At 51.1% G+C, this 17,439-nt stretch carries 17 protein-coding genes, 1 tRNA gene and 1 pseudogene; 3 read left to right on the forward strand and 16 right to left on the reverse strand.

The genetic code is table 11. The annotated features are described in order from the left end of the window. Nucleotides 1-145: 145 nt before the first annotated feature. From wecB to OCT58_RS03960, 4 genes are all read right to left on the reverse strand, one after another. The gene (gene wecB, locus OCT58_RS03945) at nt 146-1,279 is read right to left on the reverse strand and encodes a non-hydrolyzing UDP-N-acetylglucosamine 2-epimerase (protein ID WP_267201561.1); all 1,134 of its coding nucleotides are present in this window, start codon (nt 1,277-1,279) and stop codon (nt 146-148) included. A gap of 171 nt (nt 1,280-1,450) precedes the next feature. Beyond that, a tRNA-Arg gene (locus tag OCT58_RS03950) sits at nt 1,451-1,523 on the reverse strand. A gap of 60 nt (nt 1,524-1,583) precedes the next feature. Further along, on the reverse strand, nt 1,584-2,888 hold the full coding sequence (locus tag OCT58_RS03955; RefSeq protein WP_267201562.1) for a DEAD/DEAH box helicase: 1,305 nt from the start codon (nt 2,886-2,888) through the stop codon (nt 1,584-1,586). 12 nt (nt 2,889-2,900) lie between these two features. After that, on the reverse strand, nt 2,901-3,917 hold the full coding sequence (locus OCT58_RS03960; protein WP_267201563.1) for a Gfo/Idh/MocA family protein: 1,017 nt from the start codon (nt 3,915-3,917) through the stop codon (nt 2,901-2,903). 166 nt (nt 3,918-4,083) lie between these two features. Here OCT58_RS03960 and OCT58_RS03965 point away from each other — a divergent pair, with 166 nt between their 5' ends. Beyond that, on the forward strand, nt 4,084-4,446 hold the full coding sequence (locus OCT58_RS03965) for a DUF4828 domain-containing protein (RefSeq protein ID WP_267201564.1): 363 nt from the start codon (nt 4,084-4,086) through the stop codon (nt 4,444-4,446). 38 nt (nt 4,447-4,484) lie between these two features. Here OCT58_RS03965 and OCT58_RS03970 read toward each other — a convergent pair whose 3' ends face one another. The 9 genes from OCT58_RS03970 to OCT58_RS04010 all read right to left on the reverse strand — a co-directional run bounded on the left by OCT58_RS03970 (nt 4,485) and on the right by OCT58_RS04010 (nt 12,612). After that, on the reverse strand, nt 4,485-5,054 hold the full coding sequence (locus tag OCT58_RS03970; RefSeq protein ID WP_267201566.1) for an LOG family protein: 570 nt from the start codon (nt 5,052-5,054) through the stop codon (nt 4,485-4,487). Then, nucleotides 5,047-5,976 (reverse strand): lactate/malate family dehydrogenase, encoded by a 930-nt coding sequence (locus OCT58_RS03975; RefSeq protein WP_267201567.1) that lies wholly within the window; start codon nt 5,974-5,976, stop codon nt 5,047-5,049. The genes OCT58_RS03970 and OCT58_RS03975 overlap by 8 nt, the downstream gene beginning before the upstream one ends. A gap of 76 nt (nt 5,977-6,052) precedes the next feature. Next, a complete protein-coding gene (locus tag OCT58_RS03980; RefSeq protein ID WP_267201568.1) occupies nt 6,053-7,594 on the reverse strand; it encodes a glutamate--cysteine ligase in 1,542 nt (513 codons plus the stop codon). Nucleotides 7,595-7,663: 69 nt separating this feature from the next. Then, nucleotides 7,664-8,497, reverse strand: a complete 834-nt coding sequence (locus tag OCT58_RS03985) for an EAL domain-containing protein (protein ID WP_267201569.1) — start codon at nt 8,495-8,497, stop codon at nt 7,664-7,666. Further along, nucleotides 8,490-9,812 carry a glycosyltransferase family 2 protein gene (locus OCT58_RS03990; protein WP_267201570.1) on the reverse strand — a complete coding sequence of 441 codons (1,323 nt, stop codon included), beginning with the start codon at nt 9,810-9,812 and terminating at the stop codon, nt 8,490-8,492. Before OCT58_RS03990 ends, OCT58_RS03985 begins: the two co-directional genes overlap by 8 nt. Then, complete coding sequence (locus OCT58_RS03995; protein WP_267201571.1) at nt 9,813-10,322, reverse strand: ABC transporter permease; 510 nt, start codon at nt 10,320-10,322, stop codon at nt 9,813-9,815. A 113-nt stretch (nt 10,323-10,435) separates the two neighbouring features. Continuing rightward, nucleotides 10,436-11,104, reverse strand: a complete 669-nt coding sequence (locus tag OCT58_RS04000; protein WP_267201572.1) for a type 1 glutamine amidotransferase — start codon at nt 11,102-11,104, stop codon at nt 10,436-10,438. Nucleotides 11,105-11,212: 108 nt separating this feature from the next. Continuing rightward, nucleotides 11,213-11,608 (reverse strand): hypothetical protein, encoded by a 396-nt coding sequence (locus tag OCT58_RS04005; RefSeq protein ID WP_267201574.1) that lies wholly within the window; start codon nt 11,606-11,608, stop codon nt 11,213-11,215. Nucleotides 11,609-11,673: 65 nt separating this feature from the next. Beyond that, a complete protein-coding gene (locus OCT58_RS04010; RefSeq protein WP_267201575.1) occupies nt 11,674-12,612 on the reverse strand; it encodes a nucleoside hydrolase in 939 nt (312 codons plus the stop codon). 614 nt (nt 12,613-13,226) lie between these two features. Between OCT58_RS04010 and OCT58_RS04015 the strand changes: the two genes are divergently transcribed. Continuing rightward, complete coding sequence (locus tag OCT58_RS04015; RefSeq protein WP_267201576.1) at nt 13,227-14,363, forward strand: 5-methyltetrahydropteroyltriglutamate--homocysteine S-methyltransferase; 1,137 nt, start codon at nt 13,227-13,229, stop codon at nt 14,361-14,363. A 23-nt stretch (nt 14,364-14,386) separates the two neighbouring features. Continuing rightward, a pseudogene (locus OCT58_RS04020) lies at nt 14,387-14,863 on the forward strand (S-ribosylhomocysteine lyase). Here OCT58_RS04020 and OCT58_RS04025 read toward each other — a convergent pair. Genes OCT58_RS04025 through OCT58_RS04035 form a run of 3 tightly spaced genes read right to left on the reverse strand, consistent with a single transcriptional unit; the run spans nt 14,764 to nt 17,411 of the window. Then, complete coding sequence (locus tag OCT58_RS04025) at nt 14,764-15,054, reverse strand: hypothetical protein (protein WP_267201592.1); 291 nt, start codon at nt 15,052-15,054, stop codon at nt 14,764-14,766. The pseudogene OCT58_RS04020 and the gene OCT58_RS04025 overlap by 100 nt on opposite strands. Before the next feature lie 12 nt (nt 15,055-15,066). Continuing rightward, entirely contained in the window at nt 15,067-15,678 is a 612-nt protein-coding gene (locus OCT58_RS04030; protein ID WP_305069082.1) for a DapH/DapD/GlmU-related protein, read from the reverse strand. Nucleotides 15,679-15,692: 14 nt separating this feature from the next. Then, a complete protein-coding gene (locus OCT58_RS04035) occupies nt 15,693-17,411 on the reverse strand; it encodes a hypothetical protein (RefSeq protein ID WP_267201577.1) in 1,719 nt (572 codons plus the stop codon). Nucleotides 17,412-17,439: the final 28 nt, after the last annotated feature.

The following is a 17,439-nucleotide window of genomic DNA, read 5'->3' on the forward strand; positions in this document are numbered from 1 at the left end:
ACGATTTTATAGTAGCACCTCTGAAAGCGTTCAAAAGCCGGTTCTTTCAGTTAACAGGCTTCATTTTCAGTGACTGAAAAAATATTTTTCAATCTAAAAAAACTGTCCCACAACCGTGAACCTCTCCGATTATGAAACAGTTTTTTTATTCTTTTGCGCTTAAATAACGATCAATAATTTCAAGGATCTGCTCGCTGGCGTGACCGTCGCCGAAAGGATTCGGTGCGCTGGCAATTTTGCGGTAGACCCGGTGGTTATTCAGCAATTCAAAAACTGCCTGCTGAATGGTCGTCGGATCGGTGCCGACGATCCGGACCACCCCAGCGTCGACTGCTTCTGGCCGTTCAGTCTTCTCCCGTAAGAGCAGCACCGGCTTGTGCAGAGCCGGCGCCTCCTCCTGGATGGAGCCTGAATCGGTGATGATCAGGGTGCTGCGGGCCGCCAAATTCAGGAAGTCGCGGTGTGGCAACTGCTTCACCAGGTGGATCCGCTCCTGGTCCCCCAGGATCTCATTGGCCAGGTCCATAATTTCCGGATTCGCAATCACTGGGTAGATCAGCTCCACGTCGGGATTGGTTTGAACAATGTCGCGCATCGTATGGAAAACCCGCTTCATCGGGGCTCCGACGCTTTCAGGACGGCGCATTGTCAGAACAATCACCCGGTGGTCCGCCGGCAACTGATCGAGGAGCGGGCTATGAAATTCGGTCGAGAGAGCTTCACGGACGGCATCGATCGAGGTGTTGCCGGTGACGTAGATCTGCTGGGCCGGGTGGTGCTCCGCCAACAGGTTATCCCGGGCACGGGTCGTCGGGGCAAAGTAGAGATCGGCCAGGTCATCGGTCAGGCGGCGGTGCATTTCATCGGGGAAGGGCAGATTTTTATCGTAAGTCCGCAGTCCAGCCTCCACGTGCCCCAGCGGCAGGTGGTGGTAGAAGCTAACTAGACTAGCCGCCAGACTGGTCGTCGCATCCCCAGCCACCAGCAGCATGTCGGGCTGGCTGGCCTTCATGACGTTGTTAAGGTCATGGAGGAGCTTACTGAGTTGCTCGACCAGGTCATATTCGGGCGCACCAGCCACATCGAGATTAAAATCTGGTTGGATCTTGAAACGTTCGATTGCCTGCAAAAGTTGCGACTGATGCTGTTGCTGTGCCGTCGTCACGATCACTGGCTGCCATTTGTCCGGCTGGTGACGCATCAGCCGGATGACCGGGATAAGTTTGAGTGCCTCGGCCCGCGTCCCGAAGAGCAGCATGATCTTGTATGGTATCTGCACGTTGAATCCCCCTTCTGCATTACTAATGTTCATTATACGCTAAAGAGGATGGTATTTGCGGTTTATTGAGCTTAATTAAGCGCTGCCAGTACTTAAATTTTGCCACTTCAGACAGAATTTATTTTGCAAAAAACAAAAAACGCCAGCCCAGCGTGGGCATGGCGTCATCGATGATCCCATCCGGGCTTGAACCGGAATCGACCGCTTAGGAGGCGGATGTACTATCCAATTATACTATGGGACCAAACAAAGAATATTATCGCATTTTACCGGGCATTGGTAAAGACGATAATATTCTTTTCTTTTAATTACCGGCATTCTTGCGGCGATGCTTGAGCCGAATGCCCTTGTTCTTGCGATTCTTCTTGTGGCGTCGCTTCTTCGGCTTGGTAAAGCCAGCTAGCGTTTTGTGAACGTGTTTTTCCACGCTGCCGTCGTCACGCTGGGCCTCCTGCAAGTGGTGGCTAAACTTGCGCTTCAGTGAAACCGTTGTCTGGCCCGCCACCGGCTTTTGGTCGGTCAGTTGGTCGTTGGCGATGTACATCTGGATCAGCTTGACGTCAGTCTCGCCCACCAGCTTCTTCAGGTCCCGAATGTCGTGGTCATCCCCGAGGTTCAAAACCACGCCGGGTTCACCCTGGCGACCAGTCCGGCCCGCCCGGTGAATGTAAGTGTTAGTCGCCTTTGGCAGGTCGAAATTGACTACGCCGGGCAGCTTCGGAATATCCAGGCCCCGGGCCGCCAGATCTGTTGTCAACAGCAGTTTAATCTGCCGCTTCCGAAAGAGTCGCATTGCCCGCTCACGCTGGGTCTGCTTCTGCCGGCCACCCAGGATACCAATGCTGACGTGCTCATGCTTTAAACGACTGGCTGCGTAGTTGAGCGTCCGGGTGCTGTTGAAAAATACCAGGGCCCGGAAGTCCTTGACACTAGCCAATCGCCGCAGGGTGGCAGTCTTCTGCTGGTTTGTCCGCGCGGCCAGGTAACCGTGTTTGACCGGCCCCCGCGATTTGTCAGTGTCGCGAACGTCAAAGACAACGATGTCCCGGCCAAACATGACATCCAGGTCCTTGAAAACCGGTGACATGGTGGCGGAGAAGAAGGCCAGCTGAGTACTCAACGGCGTGGCCCGCTCAATGTCCTCAACCACGGCCTGGGTATCGTCCTGGAGTAGGTCGTCCGCCTCGTCGATCACCAGGGTCTGCAGGTGGCCGAGCTTGAGGTGGTGATTGTCCAGCATGTGGAGGACCCGCCCCGGCGTCCCGACGACCACGTCCGGATGCTCATGCAGCTTTTTGACCTGGCGATACAGGTTGGCACCCCCGGTCAGCGATTGAACCTTGACCCCAATTAAGGTCGCCCACTCGCGCATCACCCGAGCAGTCTGCAGGGCTAGCTCCTGGGACGGTGACAGAACTAAAATCTGGGTGCCGGTTCCCGGCATGACTTTCGGCAACAACGGCAGCGTGAAGGCCAGGGTCTTCCCCGATCCGGTCGGGGCAATCCCGAGGACCGACTTGTCATTTTTCAGTGCTTCGGCGACCGCGGACTGAATTGCGGTCGGTTCCTTATAACGCGCGTTGAAATGTTCCTGAAATTGTTTAATCAATTCAACATCATCCTATTCTTCCTTGTCTGCTGGGAATGTCAGGTTGGCGGACTTGCGCAGCGAGTACATGATCGAGTTGACCGTCCGGGCCAGGTCCAGCCAGTGCTTGTACTTTTCCTGTTCTTCTGGGTCATCCGGGTTGTTGAAGAGGTCGGCGAAATCGTTCATCTCGTCGGTCATCGAATTCTTGGCAACCGGCGCATCCAGGACGTGGGCGTTTTGGTCGGCGTCATAGTAAGTAACGTGCTTGGTGTTAAAAATACTGTCAAAGACCAGGGTATCCTTTAGGCCGTACACTTCGGAATCAAGGTGGGAGTTGGCAGTCTTCCCAAAGTTCAGGGTAACCGAGTAGTCCTGGTAGTTCAAAATGGCAACCCCTTTGGCATCAACGCCAGTCTTAGCCAGGGTTGGGAAGTAGAGAACCGACGTTGGCGTGCCGAACAAAGTAACCGCACCATAAACGGCGTAAACACCGAGGTCCATCAGCGCCCCACCGGCGAAGTCGAGAGTAAAAATGTTCGGGTATGGCTTCGAGTCGGCCAGTACCTTATCGTAGCGCGACGAGTACTTCATGACGGTAATCGTCCCACCCTGACAATGTTCCTTCTTCATTTCGTCAAACTTGGCAACCGCCTGTTGATAAAGCGGCGTGTGGATGTGCCGGGCCGCTTCGACTAGGCGGGCTTTCGGATGAGCGGCCAGCAGTGACTCGATGGCCTCAAATTCGGCCGGATTGACGAAGGCTGGCTTTTCAACGATGATGAACTTATCATTTTCGATTGCCAGGCGCACCTGTTGGTAGTGAAGGCTGTTCGGTGAGGCTACGTAGACAACGTCAAAATCACCGTCTTCGAAGAACTTGTGCAGGTCGTCATAGTACTCGGTGGCACCATAGGGTTCACCGTATTCCTTAGCACGAGCCATCGTCCGCGAATAGACAGCCGTCAATTGATACTTCCCGGTCGTCTTTGCCGCATCTAACATCTGATCAGTGATAATGTGGGTTCCAATAATTCCAAGCTTAAGCATACTGTTTTTCCTCTCCCTTTTACGCAGATAGTTTTGCTTATCCTAATTCTAACAATTATTGCGTGATTTTAACAGAATTGAAATCTTCTCATAATACAAAAGTGTGTATAATATTGATGATGAAAAATTAACTTATCACTTAATTAATTGAGGAGACTGATGGAATATGAAGAAAAAGGGAATGTTACTTTTCGGCGCGGGACTGATGGCTGGGCTCAGCAGTACTTTTGGGTTCAGTCACGCGAAGAAAAGTAGCAAGACGACCGCACTACCAATTTTTTACACGGGCACTTGGCAGTATTACGATAAGGAACGCGATCGCTCCCATAAAATTACCATTTCTCCTGAATTAAAATTGGGAATCGATGATCAGCCGATTCCGGCCACCGTTCAGCAGATTCAGGCCGACAAATTAGTATTCCTCGATAAGTTTGGCTATCACATTACCATTCGAGCAAACGAAAATCGTCCCGTTTCCCTCACTGATGAGGCCGACGATCAAATTTACACCATTCAACCACTGCAATAATTCACGCCGTTTCTCCGGCGTTTTTTCTTTTTAAATTTCTATTTATACTGCCGCCGCAACGGTGCCCGATAATTATTCATGAAGTCCAAGATCCGGCCGAAATCAGTGCTAAAGCATAAGCTGTTCAAATAGCGTTCTTCCAAAAAGCCTGTCCGGTTCATCTCCATCAGTTGATCGCGGAGGGGATCGTAAAAGCCATCCAAATTGTAAAAGGCCACCGGCTTGGCGTTGTCGCCAAGGGTAATCCAGGATGCCGCCTGGCTGATCTCCTCAAGGGTTCCCAGGCCGCCGGGCAAGGCCAGCATCCCATCGGCCAACTTCATCATTTCCTTTTTGCGTGTATCCATGTCGGGCACCACCCGCAAATCGGCAATGGCATCAAAGGTCACGCCCCGGTCGACCAACTGCTGGGTGATGATGCCGTGCACAGTCCCAGCGTGTTCGAGGACGCCCCGGGCCACGGCCCCCATCATTCCATATTGGCCCCCACCGTAAACCAGGTCAATCTGATGCTGGGCCATCTTGGTGCCGATTTGTTCAGCAATCTTTTCGTAGTCGGGATTCTTCCCGGCGCGCGAACCACAGTAAACTGCTAATTTTTTAATCATTATCTTTCCTCATCCTTTGCATGGCCGCCACCTGCTGTTGAATCGTCGTGGCGGCCGTTTTAATTCCGGCCTCTTCAACCGGGTAGAGTTTCAGTAATAAGAGATTGCCCACACCCTGACGGCCAATCAGGGCTGGGAAGCTAACGTAGGTCGAGTATTGTGGCTGGTAGATAGCCACTGGCAAAGCTAAATGCTCATCGGTTAGAATTGCGCTAATGATCCGCTGAGTCCAGACACAGGCCGCATGAGCGTTGTATCCCAGCCCCTGGAGTGAGTACCAATTGCTCAGGTCAGCGTTGACTTTCAAATGCGATTGATCGAGCTTACGGCCATTGATCATCGCGTCCAGTGGCTGGCCATTGACCCGAACCGTCGACCAGGCAAAAACCTGCTGGCCGTCGTGCTGGCCGTAAACAAAACCGCCCACATTGGCTGGTGATAGCTTGGCCGCGGTGGCTACGGCACGGTGAAGGCGGGCCGTGTCGAGGACGGTCCCGATCCCCAGCACCTGCTTAGCCGGCAGGAGCACCCGTTGCTGCAGATAGGCCGTCACCGCCTCATTCGGATTAGCAAGGTTGATAATGACGCCCGTAAAACCGCTCTCGTGAATCTGTGGGGCGATTACGTCTACTAGTTCCCGGTTGGTGGTTAGCTCCGCCATTGGTTCTTCCTGAATCAGCTGACTGTTGCCGGCCGCTACCACCAGCACCTGGGCATCTTTCAGGGCCGCGTAGTCCTGAATAATAATTTGGGGCTGGTGGACCAAGGCAACCGCAGCATCCGTCAGGTCACTTTGCAAGCCCAGTGCTAGCTGATCATCCTGGTCAATCAGGACCAGTTCGTCGACGGCTCCCGTCACGCAAAGCTGGTGAGCAAGCAACCGGCCCACGTGTCCTAATCCAATAATTCCAATTTTCCGCATTTTTCTCACCTTTAATTTCCCGGGAAATAAAAAAGCATCATGGCCACTTGCTGCCACAATGCTCCTCCCTTATTGATTAATCTTCTGATTTTTCTTGGAATGCCCGTGCCTCTGGGAAAGCGTCCAGGACAAACTTCCGAATATCCCGATTGTCAAGATCCAGGTCCTCGTCAGGCTGATAGATCTCCTGATGATCATCTACGCTCAAGACAACCTTGTCATCCTCCAACAGAACCGAGATGCCGAGCTCGATCCCTGCCCGAATCAGACGCTGAACGTCATCTGAGTAGGTGTCACTGATCGCCTGCAGCGGGTGCTGATAGCCGATGTTGGCGGTGTAGCGATCGTTAGCGATCTTCAGGCCAAAGGACAGCAGGTTACCGTTTTCGATCTGATCGGCCAGTTGTCCACTGATCGTCAGACTAGGGTCGTCAATCCGCCGTTGGGCAAAGGTCAATGCCAGCCGGTACTCCCGCGGAGCATTGAATTCTGCCACGAAGGTCTGCAATTCGGCCATCAGTTGGTTGGCGGCTTCCTTCATCCAGTCGGCCTCTTCCTGCGGCTTCTGCAGAGCCACCTCGTTGTTCTGCTTCCGAGCCTCGGCCAGCCGGTGGGCCAGGTTGTCCGGCAGCGGTGAAACAATGCTGTCGAGCATGAGCAGCTCCAGGAAGTTAATCGTGTCGTCACTGATCCCCGTCCGGGACAGCGGATCGAGGTCAAAGTTCCGGAATTCGATGTAGTTGATCCCATTCTTGAGGATTCCCATCAAATCATTGTTGTCATGGTTATGGCGCCGCATCCGCACCGGTCCGAAGAATTCCTTCAGACTGTAGAAGGAACCGTTGTCGATGTAGTTTTGAAGCTCCGTGAAGTGCTCCTCCAGGGAATTATAGGTCACCTGTTCCGTCGCCAAGTTGTCATCCCCGTAGTTGCTGCACCGCAGGCTTCGAACAGGCAGCTCAAGGTCGTCAGGGAAACTGTGCGGCATGTCCTCGGTGACCGGGCTGGCACCAAAGAGGTAGGTGAAGAGCCACTGATAGAGGTAGAAGCTCTGGGCTAGCTTAAAGTAGAGGTGGTTTTGGAAATCAACCAGACTATCATATCGATCCGTGTAGAAACGCTGGTAGAGCTCTTTGACCAGGTCGCTATTGAGGCTGAAGTTGACGTGAACATCCCCCAAAATTTCCTGGGCAATCCCGTACTTCTTGCCAAGATAGTCGTGGTTGGCCTGGTCCCAGGGCTTGGTAAAGGCCGTCTTCAGGTAGTCCAGGTCATTCTGGTAGAGCGGAGCTGGGGCCATGCTCAGCGGCCACAGACGCTCATCACTATGCAGTTGGGCAATCATGATCTGCTCCAAAACCTTCAGATGACGAACCGCCCGCTTGCTCCCAACAACCGGGGCCGTCTCAAAGTCAATCATGTCGTCAGTGTAGCCCGAATTCAGGTAAATATTATGTTTTCGAGAACGCAGATTAGCTGGATATGGGTAGCGGCTCGCCCGCCCGTTCGTTAACACCCGATGCTTCTTAACCTCTAGTCCAAAGCGACAGGCAAACATCTGGGCATTTAGTGCCGGCTCCTTTAATGCCGCCTTGATCGCATCGTATTTTCCAGTCATCGCCTTCACACCCCCATCTTTTTATCTCGTAATCCACTCTAACACTTTTGGGACATAATGAGCAAGATTTTAATTTAATTCGTCAGCTTTTGATCGGTCAGCATGGCTACTGATGTCGCGCGGTCGATCATATAGGTAACCTTGTCGGTATGGAATGCCCAGTTGGTCGGCTAGCCGGCTTTGCTCTGGATTTTCCACCTGCTCCAGGATCATCTGGACATGGTAATTTTGGAGCTGCTTTTGCCACATGCCGAGGGTAACGTCGATCCAATGATCTTGTGACTTGTTAAACGCCTGTGCCTTGAACTTGAGATATTGAATGTTCGGCAGAAAGTCACGGAGCAGCAAATAAGTACGCATGGATGAATCGACATCCTCAATAATGATTGAAACACCTTGGCTCGTAATTTCCTTCAGCTGTTGGTTCAGACGGCGCCGCTTGGTATAGCCACTTTGCAAGAATTCACTGACACTGATTTCAAACACTAAGCGCTGATCCGGCAGAACATCCTGGGCCCAGCCAATGAAGCGGCTGATTCGAAAGTCCAGCACCTGAGTGGCAGTGACGTTCAGCGTAATAAATGTGTCAGCCGATTTCAGGTAGGGCTTCAGGTCCTGGATAACACTAATGACCCGGCTGAGTGGAAAGTCGGCCACCCGTTCCGGAAGGTGCCACTGTTTGCTCTGCTCATCGTATTCCCGGAGGAGCAAAGCATAGCCCACCACATGAGACTGCTGATCCCGAATTGACTGAACGAAATAACGGTAGCGACCGTTCTGATCATCACCGGTATCGATCCCAGGCTTGCGGTGATAATGAATCCAGGACTCAATGCAGGCCAAGATCGAAAGAATTGTGAAAACAACAAAGATCCACCACAAAAGGATTGCTAGACTACGCATTGCCTTTCCCCTTTCTCTCCGGGCTGCTCCAGGTGCCGCTACCATGACCAAGGATGGTCTTCACGGCCCGCAAAAAGGTCGTGACAATTGTCAGCGGATTGACGATCCAGGTAAATAACAGATAGATTGGGGCGAAGAAGAGGTAGCGCAGCTTGGTCCCCTTGAGGTCCAAGATCAAGGCAGCCAGGACTTGAATAATTCCGGCGATCAGCTGGAAATTAACGAAGATCATACTCATGACGATTCCGTGCCAGATTCGTTCGTAGTTGCCGACAATGGCAAAACGCAGCATCAACAGAATAAAGATAATGCTGGTGATCCAGAAGAAGAATGACCAGATAATCGAAAGGGTCGTATCCGTCAACATCGGAATGATATAGCGGTAGCGCCAGGGATGGCGAAGAACCTTCGTAAAGTTGGTCAGCCAAACCTCGGTTCCACCCTGTGCCCACCGTTTACGTTGCTTGTAAAGGTCGTGAAAACTTTCTGGAACGTTCATGTGAAAGACAATGTCAGGGGCGAACTTCGGCGTCATGTTCATGAAAGTGTGGTCCCAGGCAATGCTGATGTCTTCGGTCGCTCGATCTTGCCGGAAGCCGCCGACGCTGATCAAAAAGTCGCGGCGGTACATCGTGTTGGCTCCACTGTAAGCATACATAGTGTTGTTGACCGCCGTCTGGCTCCGCTTAATGATACCGACAATGCTCGAAAACTCGACTGTCTGTGATTTTCCCCAAAGCGATGAACGATTGAAAACGTCCATGTTGGCGGTAATTGCCGCATAGTTCAATCCCTGGGGCGTCTCAAAGTAGCGCATGTACTTAATCAGGGCATCCCGTTCCGGCAGCGTATCGGCGTCGTTGCTCAAAATATACTTTCCCTTGGCAAAGAACATACCGATGTTGAAGGCGTGGGCCTTACCCTGATTGTCCTCAATCCGGATGACCCGGAGCTTCTCATATTGCTGCTGCATTTTAGCAAGGATTTCCGGCGTTTTGTCCGTGCTGCCGTCATCCATCACCAGGACCTCGTAATTGTGATAGTTCAACTCATTGAGAAGATACTCAAAGGTGTCCTCGATCACCATCTCCTCATTGTGGGCCGGAACCATGATGGTGACAAAGGGTTCCTTCTCCAGTTTTCCCTCCGGTGCCAGCTCATCCTTTCGCCGAAAAAGCGTGTAGGAGAGTGCCCCCCAGAACCAGAACATCGCGCCCAGGATCGGGTAAATACACAGAATCAGGTTAATAATCAGGAGGAAGGCCATCCAGGGCGAGTTGGTTCCCAAGGCTTCATTCATAATATTTGAAACCATTTAGTCTTCCTCCTTTTTCTCAATGATCGTCTTCAGTTGGTTCTTTTCAAGATTCTGTTCAGGCTTGACGACATAGTGACGGACCGCATGCCGTTTGACAGGAGGTCCGAAGCGCTTGGCCATGAAACGTTCGGAGACTTTGATCTTGCGTTGATTTTCTGCCAAGTCGATCATCGGCCACTTTTCCACCAAGCCGTGACGGCGCTGGTTTTGAATAAAGCCAATCGCCAGGCAGAAAACCGCGATCATGCCCATGGCAAAGAGCAGGAAAATGATTAAGAAGTCCAGCTCCTGAAAGCCCTCGCGGTAGTGCCAAAAGAAGTGGCCATGCCTCCCGTTTGTTAAATAGGCTGTATAAGTCTTGATTGTGATATAGCAAGGAATAACAAAGATCACCCAACAGAGCAAGGTGACTAGCACCTGTCTGATTTTTAACCACCAGTGACCACGTTCAAAAAAATCATCGCGATAGTTGCGATGACCCAATTGGTTTTTATCGTCGTTCTCCATTTGTCAGTTCCTCTTTAAAACTTTGCTAATTTCCTTTAGTCTAGCACAATCAAAAAGGACAATCATGACGAGGAAACGCCTCTTCGTCAAAACTGTCCCGAGCTTTTTTATTTTCATTTAACGATGTAATCTAAAAGTTTAAACATCACCTGCTGGTTTTCATTCGGCACGCCATGGGCGATGATCTCCGCCGGTGTCTGGTGAAGATCGTTACCCTCAAGTGGATACTGGTCATCATTGACCGCCATCTCGCGGACATTATCGAGCTTTGGTTCGAAGTGGAACTGGAGACCGATAACGTTTGTACCGAGCAGGAAGCCTTGATTCTTCACCAGGTCGCTGGAGAAAAGCAACTGGGCTCCGTCCGGCACCTGGAACATTTCCTCGTGCCAGTGTAAGGCCACTAGCTTTTCTGGAATTCCCGGAATCACGTCTGACTGCCGGTAGACCGGCGCCCAGCCGACCTCTTTGTGCGGGGCCTTGCCGATCTCGCATCCCAGCGTCTTGGCAATCTGCTGGGCACCGTAACAGGCCCCAAAGATCGGCTTGCCCTGATTGAGAAGCTGCTTGATTAAGACCCGCTCCTGCTGGATCCAATCGAGGTCGTCGTTCGGGCTCATCGGCCCGCCGAGGACGACGAGCAAGTCCGTCTCGTCCGCCGTCGGGAGGTTGCCAAACTGATAGGGATGGTAAACGTAGAATTCGTGGTTATGAAGATGAGCCCAGTCCTGAATGGAGCCGGGGCCCTCATTTGGCGTGTGCTGCAAGACATTAATTCGCATGTTGATCCTTTCCATCGACGGCAATGTTGGATTAGGTATCGCCTGCAAGTACCCTCGTTGGTCACATTTTAGCACAATCCGGGCAATTGGGTAATCGCCTGATCAAATTTATTTCCTGGGAAATTTTGATGTTCCTGAATGTTTGATTGGAGCGGGATGGGCTAACCGGAGCAGATAAATCTCGCGCTCCGTGGCCACGCCATCGTTATAGCGACGAGCCCAATAACGAACCTGGCGCGTCGGCAGCCAAGATTTGCCGACCAGGGTCTGAGTTATTCGGGGCGCTGCCGTGGAACCATACCCCTTCCCCGGGCGGACCCGCTCCAAGTGCCAGCTCGGCCGGGTGATTAATTTAGCGCCCGGAACTTGCTCGTGCCAGCGGGCCTCGTAGTGCCAGTTCTCCGTCTGCCAGTCGTATTTGACCTGGTGATAGCCGACTTTGACTTGAGAGCTTGCCTGGGCTTCGATCGGAATCGGCCACGGTGCCGTCTGTCTAAGTCCCATCTAATCCTCCTCTCCAAGGAAAACCCAGAATTACTCCTCAGTGAGGCAATTCTGGATTACGCTTTTTATTCCAGATGAGCGGACTCGGCTAACTCATCCATCGTCTTGAAGAAGGCATCCTTGTCCGCCTTGGTGACCAGGGTCAGTGGGCGACCATCGGCAGTCTTGAAGGTCCGGCCAGCTGCCCGCCCCTGCGTCTTGACGTCCGCCGTGGTTTGGATTGTCTTGACCAAGTCTGGGTAGAGGCTGGACAGGGTCGTCAGGACGTCCCAGAGGTAGTAGGTTGAATCAGCCTCGTCTGCTAAGACCAGTGAGTAGCCCTGGCCGATCAGGTCGATGGCCGGGTACTTGCGGAGGCCGGCCCAGCGAAGGCGCAGTTCCTTGGTCAGCGGAATTTCTTCGGTACTCTCGAGGCCGACCATCTGAATCTTGATTTTAGAATCAAAGACTGTCTTAACGGCCTCTGGATCCCAGAAGGCATTCCATTCGGCGGTTCCGTCGAAGCCCATTTCATTGACGTTGCCGTGACCATCCAGGCAACCACCCATCCAGTAGAGGCATTCGATCTTGTCCTGGATGCCTGGGTCCACCTGCAGGGCCCGGGCCAGGTCGGTTAGCGGGCCAGTCATAATCAGGGTTACTGGATCATCTGCCTGGTTGATCTTTTCAACCATGTCTAGGTATGCGGGCTTGGCCGCCTGACGCGTCTTGATGGTGCCGGACTCGTTCAGCATCGGGAAGGCGTCAAAGGAGAATGAACTCAGTCGCCAGTTGGACGGAAACTGATGGTGGGCCCGGGAATCAGACTTGGCAACTTCCAGCGGATCGTGGCGTTGGTTGAAGCGGTCGATGATCTTCCGGGAAGCCTCGACGGCCGGATCGACGTAGCAGTCGGCGTCAACCACCCCAACGCCGAGCAACTTGATGTCCGGCACTTGAAGCAGAAGCAGCAAGGAAACCAGGTCGTCGACGTTGCCGTCATGATCAAAGTAGACGTTTTTCATGATAAATACCTCCTATTTGGCTTGAGTATATCATGGATTGCAGGCCGTCAGATTAACGTTTTCAGCCTAAATCGTTTTACGATTGATAAAAAGTTGGAGAAGTTTTCCGGTATTCTTAATATTTCCCGGGAAATGTTGGCAAATCTTTTTAAAATATCATTCTCATGATTTTATAATTTTTTCTTATTTATGTCCAACTGAGGAACATCCTTTTCAGCAATAAATTTGCAAATCACTGTTGACACTCGGAAAAAGTGTGGTTACAATAATGACAATCAAATTAGAAATTGCTTAGAAGAGATGAGTAGTGACCTGAAGTCATCACAGAGAACCGGGGAAGGTGCGAGCCGGCATGACGGATCTTCACGAAGATGGTCTTGGAGCAGTTGCGAGGTGTGAGCCGCTCGGTTAACACCTCACGGGAGACGCCCGGTATCGCGTCTGGGTCTACCATGGAAATGGTGTACCTACTGAGGATTGGGCAGTGATGCCCGGTTGAACAAGGGTGGTAACACGTTGAAAAGACGTCCCCGCAGATAAGCAAATGCTTTTCTGCGGGGATTTTTATTTACCCTGAGTTAGCTTGTTTTACATGAAGAAAGGATCGATGTTTTATGACTGAATTTACTGCACGTACGACTTCCCCATTTCGTTTTGACATTGTTGGCTCATTCTTGCGCCCCCAGGAACTGAAAGACGCCCGCGCCAAGTACGCCAAGGGCGAGATCAGCAAACCCGAGCTGACGGAGGTTGAAAATCACTGCATTGAAGATTTGATTAAGAAGGAAGAAGCGGCCGGCTTGAAGGCTGTAACGGACGGTGAATTTCGCCGCAGCTGGTGGCACCTTGACTTCTTCTGGGGCCTGGGTGGCGTTAAGAAAGCCATTTTGCAGGAAGGCTACCACTTTGCTGATGAAGAGACCCGGCCGGAAACCGCTCAACTCACCGGCAAGGTCACGGGTGAAAACCACCCCTTCGTCGAATACTTCAAGTTTGTTCGTGACCACGTTAGTCCAGGGACCCAGGTCAAGCAGACGATTCCTGCACCAGCGCAATTCTTGGAAGAGTTTCTCCGACCAGAAAATCAGGCCAATGCAAAGAAATTTTACCCGAACCTGGACGAACTTGACCATGACGTGGCGGCGGCCTACCACCAGGTAATTGAGGACCTGTACGCGGCTGGTTGTCGAACCCTGCAGCTGGACGACTGTACCTGGGGCATTTCGGTCAATAACTTCGCAAACTTAAAGAAGAAGGATCCGAACGCCGATACGTCACAGCTCAAGGCCCTGCAGGAACGTTTTCTGAAAGTTAATAACGAGGCGATCGCCGGGCTGCCGACAGACCTGACCGTCAACACCCACGTTTGCCGGGGCAATTACCACTCTACCTGGGCCGCAGCTGGTGGCTACGGACCGGTGGCCGACACCCTGCTGGCCCACGAAAACGTTAAGACCTTCTACCTGGAATACGACAGCGACCGCGCCGGTGGCTTTGAACCGCTCACCGCTGTGCCGGACGACAAGTACGTGGTCCTCGGGCTGGTCACCTCCAAGAGTGGGGAGTTGGAAGACAAACAGGCGATCATCGACCGAATCAACGAGGCAGCGAAGTACCACCCACTCAATCGCCTCTGTCTCAGTCCCCAATGTGGGTTTGCCTCAACGGAAGAAGGTAATATTCTGACGGAAGAGCAGCAATGGGCCAAGATCAAGTTGATTAAGGAAATCGCCGAAGAAATTTGGGGCTAACTAAGAAAGGAAGTTTTTTCATTATGGCTAAGGTTGAAAGTTTTACACTGGATCACACAAAGGTGAAAGCACCCTACGTTCGTTTAATTACCGTCGAAACTGGGCCCAAGGGCGATAAGATCAGCAACTATGATCTTCGGCTCGTCCAGCCGAACGTTAACGCCATCCCAACGGCCGGACTGCACACAATCGAACACCTCCTGGCGGGTCTGCTGCGTGACCGCCTCGATGGCGTGATTGACTGTTCGCCCTTTGGCTGTCGAACCGGCTTCCACCTGATTACCTAGGGCGAACATTCCACGACCGAGGTCGCTAAAGCGCTGAAGTCTTCACTGGAGGAAATTGCCTACAAGACCAAGTGGGAAGACGTCCAGGGCACGACCATCGAATCCTGCGGGAACTACCGCGACCACTCGCTCTTCTCCGCCAAAGAATGGTCGAAGAAGATCCTGAGCGAAGAGATCTCCGACCAGCCATTTGAACGCCACGTTGTTGAATAATCCAGCATCCACAGGAAGGGATGATCCAAATGAACATCACCAATTGCCTCAACACGAACCTGCTCAAGATTAAGGAGCAGGAACAATCCAATCAACAGCATCCACAACATCCCAATAGTATCTGGCAGAAAATTTTGAGCATCTTTTCCTAAATTAATGGCCGCCGAGAGCGAATTGCCCTCGGCGACCATTTTGCGTTTTGTTTAGTTTTCGATCTGCTTGATGACGCGAGCCGGCACACCAGCGACCACGGTGTTGGCTGGGACATCCTTGGTAACCACCGCACCGGCAGCAACCACGGAATTCTCCCCCACCGTGACGCCCTGCAGGATGGTAGTGTTGGCCCCGATCCAGGCATTCTTGCAAATGTGGATTGGCGCGGGGATGAGGTCGTGGCGATGGGCCGCATCCAAACCGTGATTCAGCGTCGCTAGGACTACATGATGGCCAATCAAGGCGCCGTCGTCAATCGTGATGCCCCCCTGATCCTGCATGGCAACGCCGGCATTAACGTAGATGTGCTTGCCGAATTTAATGTTGGCGCCAAAGTCGGTCGTAAACGGCAGGATAACGGTTACCGTAGAATCGACTGGACGGCAGGTCAGCTCGGATAAGGCCGCTTGAATCTCCTGGTGGTCGTGATAGCCAGTGCTAATTTCGGCTAGGATCAGGTTCGCCCGGGCAGTCATCTTGGCGCTCATCGCCATTTCTGGCGAGCCATGCTTGATAAGCTGGCCAGTCTGGACGTAGCGGCGGAAGTGTGCGAGCTCCGTTGGGTCGACTTGGCGTAGTTTGGTTTGTTCTTTTGGTGTCATGATGATTTCTCCTCTTATTTTTTCAAGCTGTATTCCTTCAACGCACGATGAAAGGCACTTCGTCTTGAATAGCGTGAATGGTATTGTGCCAGCATATCCTGCTTGCTTGATGATAGACCCAGTGCCACTGACGCCTCACCTAACATTGAAACCAGGGCGGCGCATTCATCATAAGCTCTTCGGTTATTGTTTTTCATTACTTCTACAACTCGCTTCTCAACCAATTCCCGGAACTGTTGGTAAAAAGCCAATTTCTGCTCAGTAGTGAGTTTAACTGTTCGCTGCCATTGCAAAAAATCTTTTCCAAGCTCTTTAGCAGTTATAGGCTTTTCTTCTATGAAGTCAAACAGGCTTAGTTCTCTCACGATCAACTCACACATTGATAATCCGCCAACTGAAAGCACTTTAGAATCGCTCAGTAAAAGCAAGAACGCTGGGACTCCGCATTTAACAAAGCTCCCTTTGCAAATTTTATTGGCTATCAGACTTTGAAAATCCCCTTGAAAGAAAAATAGTAGATTAGCGGCCGTATCGCTGAGTTGATTTTCATGCAGTTCCGTCGCTTGATTCATAAAGCCATATTCATTTTGTTCCCACCGTGATTCTGCTTTTTTTATTGTCTGGTCAACCTGCTCCTCGTATTTGGTAAAATCATGACAATTAAAGCGCAGCTGAAAGTAATTTGCCAAGGTTGAATGCGATGCAAAGGCAACAAACAGATATTGTTCCTCTTGGTCCGCGGTGCCAAACTTTGCGGCTAGTTTTGCTAGCATCACCGCAATTTTGCTTCGAACAATATACTTTTCATCAATTGTTTTGAGTGCCTCATCGCCAATTTGAAGCAGGTGTTGCCCAACCCTTGGGGAAGCTAAGCCTTTTTCTAATTGATTGGAAATGTATTGTTCATATAGTCCTGGATGAGTCTTAACATGCTTCCGCGCCGCTCTTAGTAAAATTGTCTGATCACCACTAAGTTTAATTGCCTCATTCAACAACTCTTGCGAAACGGGAGACTTTGTTCGACCAAGGTAGGTGATCCAAAGGGGAAGAAAATCGGCAAAGTCTGGTAATTCTTGCCCAACCTGCATCAGATTTTCCAACCTAATCTGGTAACGACTAGTTTTCATTACCTGATAAATTGCTCTGGGACGCTTCTTTAACGGTACGTCGAAATAGGTCATGTAAGCAGCCAAAATGGAAAGCTTTTGGGGGTGAATACCTGTTAATTTTTCATCAAGGTCCTCAAGTGGAACCTGATCTCCCGTTTTTTCTTCCCATTTAATGTTTATCGCTGTGACTTTCAAGTTCAACAAATTGGTGGCAAGCTCGCGCCCAATATGGCTTTCTCTATATTTCAGACACTTTAGAAGATAACGATATGCTGTTTTAATGTCCTTGCTGAAATTTGCATGGTCATGATAATAAATTTCGTTGTCCGGGTCGTCATACCAGTCGTCGTACTCCTCATTAACTTCTTTTTCAATCCAGAGATTACCTTTCTGGATTCGATTTAAGTTTTCCTTTATTATGTCATATTGCTTCAGGAATAATTGACGTTGTTTGCCCCGCAAATGTGGTTGCACCACTCCTGCCTGATTTAAAGCAGTAAGGAAACCGTTCCTTTGCTCAGCAGGCAGTTTCCGAGCATATTCGTGGATGAAGATAGAAAGTTCACTATGATTTTTCTGTTCACACTGTTGATCAACCGAAGTTAAGAATTGAACGATATTCATTTAATGCTCCCTGATTCAGAAAATAATA

The organism is Limosilactobacillus kribbianus, assembly GCF_026413145.1.
Taxonomy (GTDB): Bacteria; Bacillota; Bacilli; order Lactobacillales; family Lactobacillaceae; genus Limosilactobacillus; species Limosilactobacillus kribbianus.

Bases quoted from the DNA above. Each gene is read 5' to 3' on its own strand.
- OCT58_RS03960 (WP_267201563.1), bottom strand. From the start codon at position 3,917: ATGCTTAAGCTTGGAATTATTGGAACCCACATTATCACTGATCAGATG.
- OCT58_RS03965 (WP_267201564.1), top strand. From the start codon at position 4,084: ATGAAGAAAAAGGGAATGTTACTTTTCGGCGCGGGACTGATGGCTGGG.
- OCT58_RS03970 (WP_267201566.1), bottom strand. From the start codon at position 5,054: ATGATTAAAAAATTAGCAGTTTACTGTGGTTCGCGCGCCGGGAAGAAT.
- OCT58_RS03975 (WP_267201567.1), bottom strand. From the start codon at position 5,976: ATGCGGAAAATTGGAATTATTGGATTAGGACACGTGGGCCGGTTGCTT.
- OCT58_RS03980 (WP_267201568.1), bottom strand. From the start codon at position 7,594: ATGACTGGAAAATACGATGCGATCAAGGCGGCATTAAAGGAGCCGGCA.
- OCT58_RS03985 (WP_267201569.1), bottom strand. From the start codon at position 8,497: ATGCGTAGTCTAGCAATCCTTTTGTGGTGGATCTTTGTTGTTTTCACA.
- OCT58_RS03990 (WP_267201570.1), bottom strand. From the start codon at position 9,812: ATGGTTTCAAATATTATGAATGAAGCCTTGGGAACCAACTCGCCCTGG.
- OCT58_RS03995 (WP_267201571.1), bottom strand. From the start codon at position 10,322: ATGGAGAACGACGATAAAAACCAATTGGGTCATCGCAACTATCGCGAT.
- OCT58_RS04000 (WP_267201572.1), bottom strand. From the start codon at position 11,104: ATGCGAATTAATGTCTTGCAGCACACGCCAAATGAGGGCCCCGGCTCC.
- OCT58_RS04005 (WP_267201574.1), bottom strand. From the start codon at position 11,608: ATGGGACTTAGACAGACGGCACCGTGGCCGATTCCGATCGAAGCCCAG.
- OCT58_RS04010 (WP_267201575.1), bottom strand. From the start codon at position 12,612: ATGAAAAACGTCTACTTTGATCATGACGGCAACGTCGACGACCTGGTT.
- OCT58_RS04015 (WP_267201576.1), top strand. From the start codon at position 13,227: ATGACTGAATTTACTGCACGTACGACTTCCCCATTTCGTTTTGACATT.
- OCT58_RS04025 (WP_267201592.1), bottom strand. From the start codon at position 15,054: ATGGTCGCCGAGGGCAATTCGCTCTCGGCGGCCATTAATTTAGGAAAA.
- OCT58_RS04030 (WP_305069082.1), bottom strand. From the start codon at position 15,678: ATGACACCAAAAGAACAAACCAAACTACGCCAAGTCGACCCAACGGAG.
- OCT58_RS04035 (WP_267201577.1), bottom strand. From the start codon at position 17,411: ATGAATATCGTTCAATTCTTAACTTCGGTTGATCAACAGTGTGAACAG.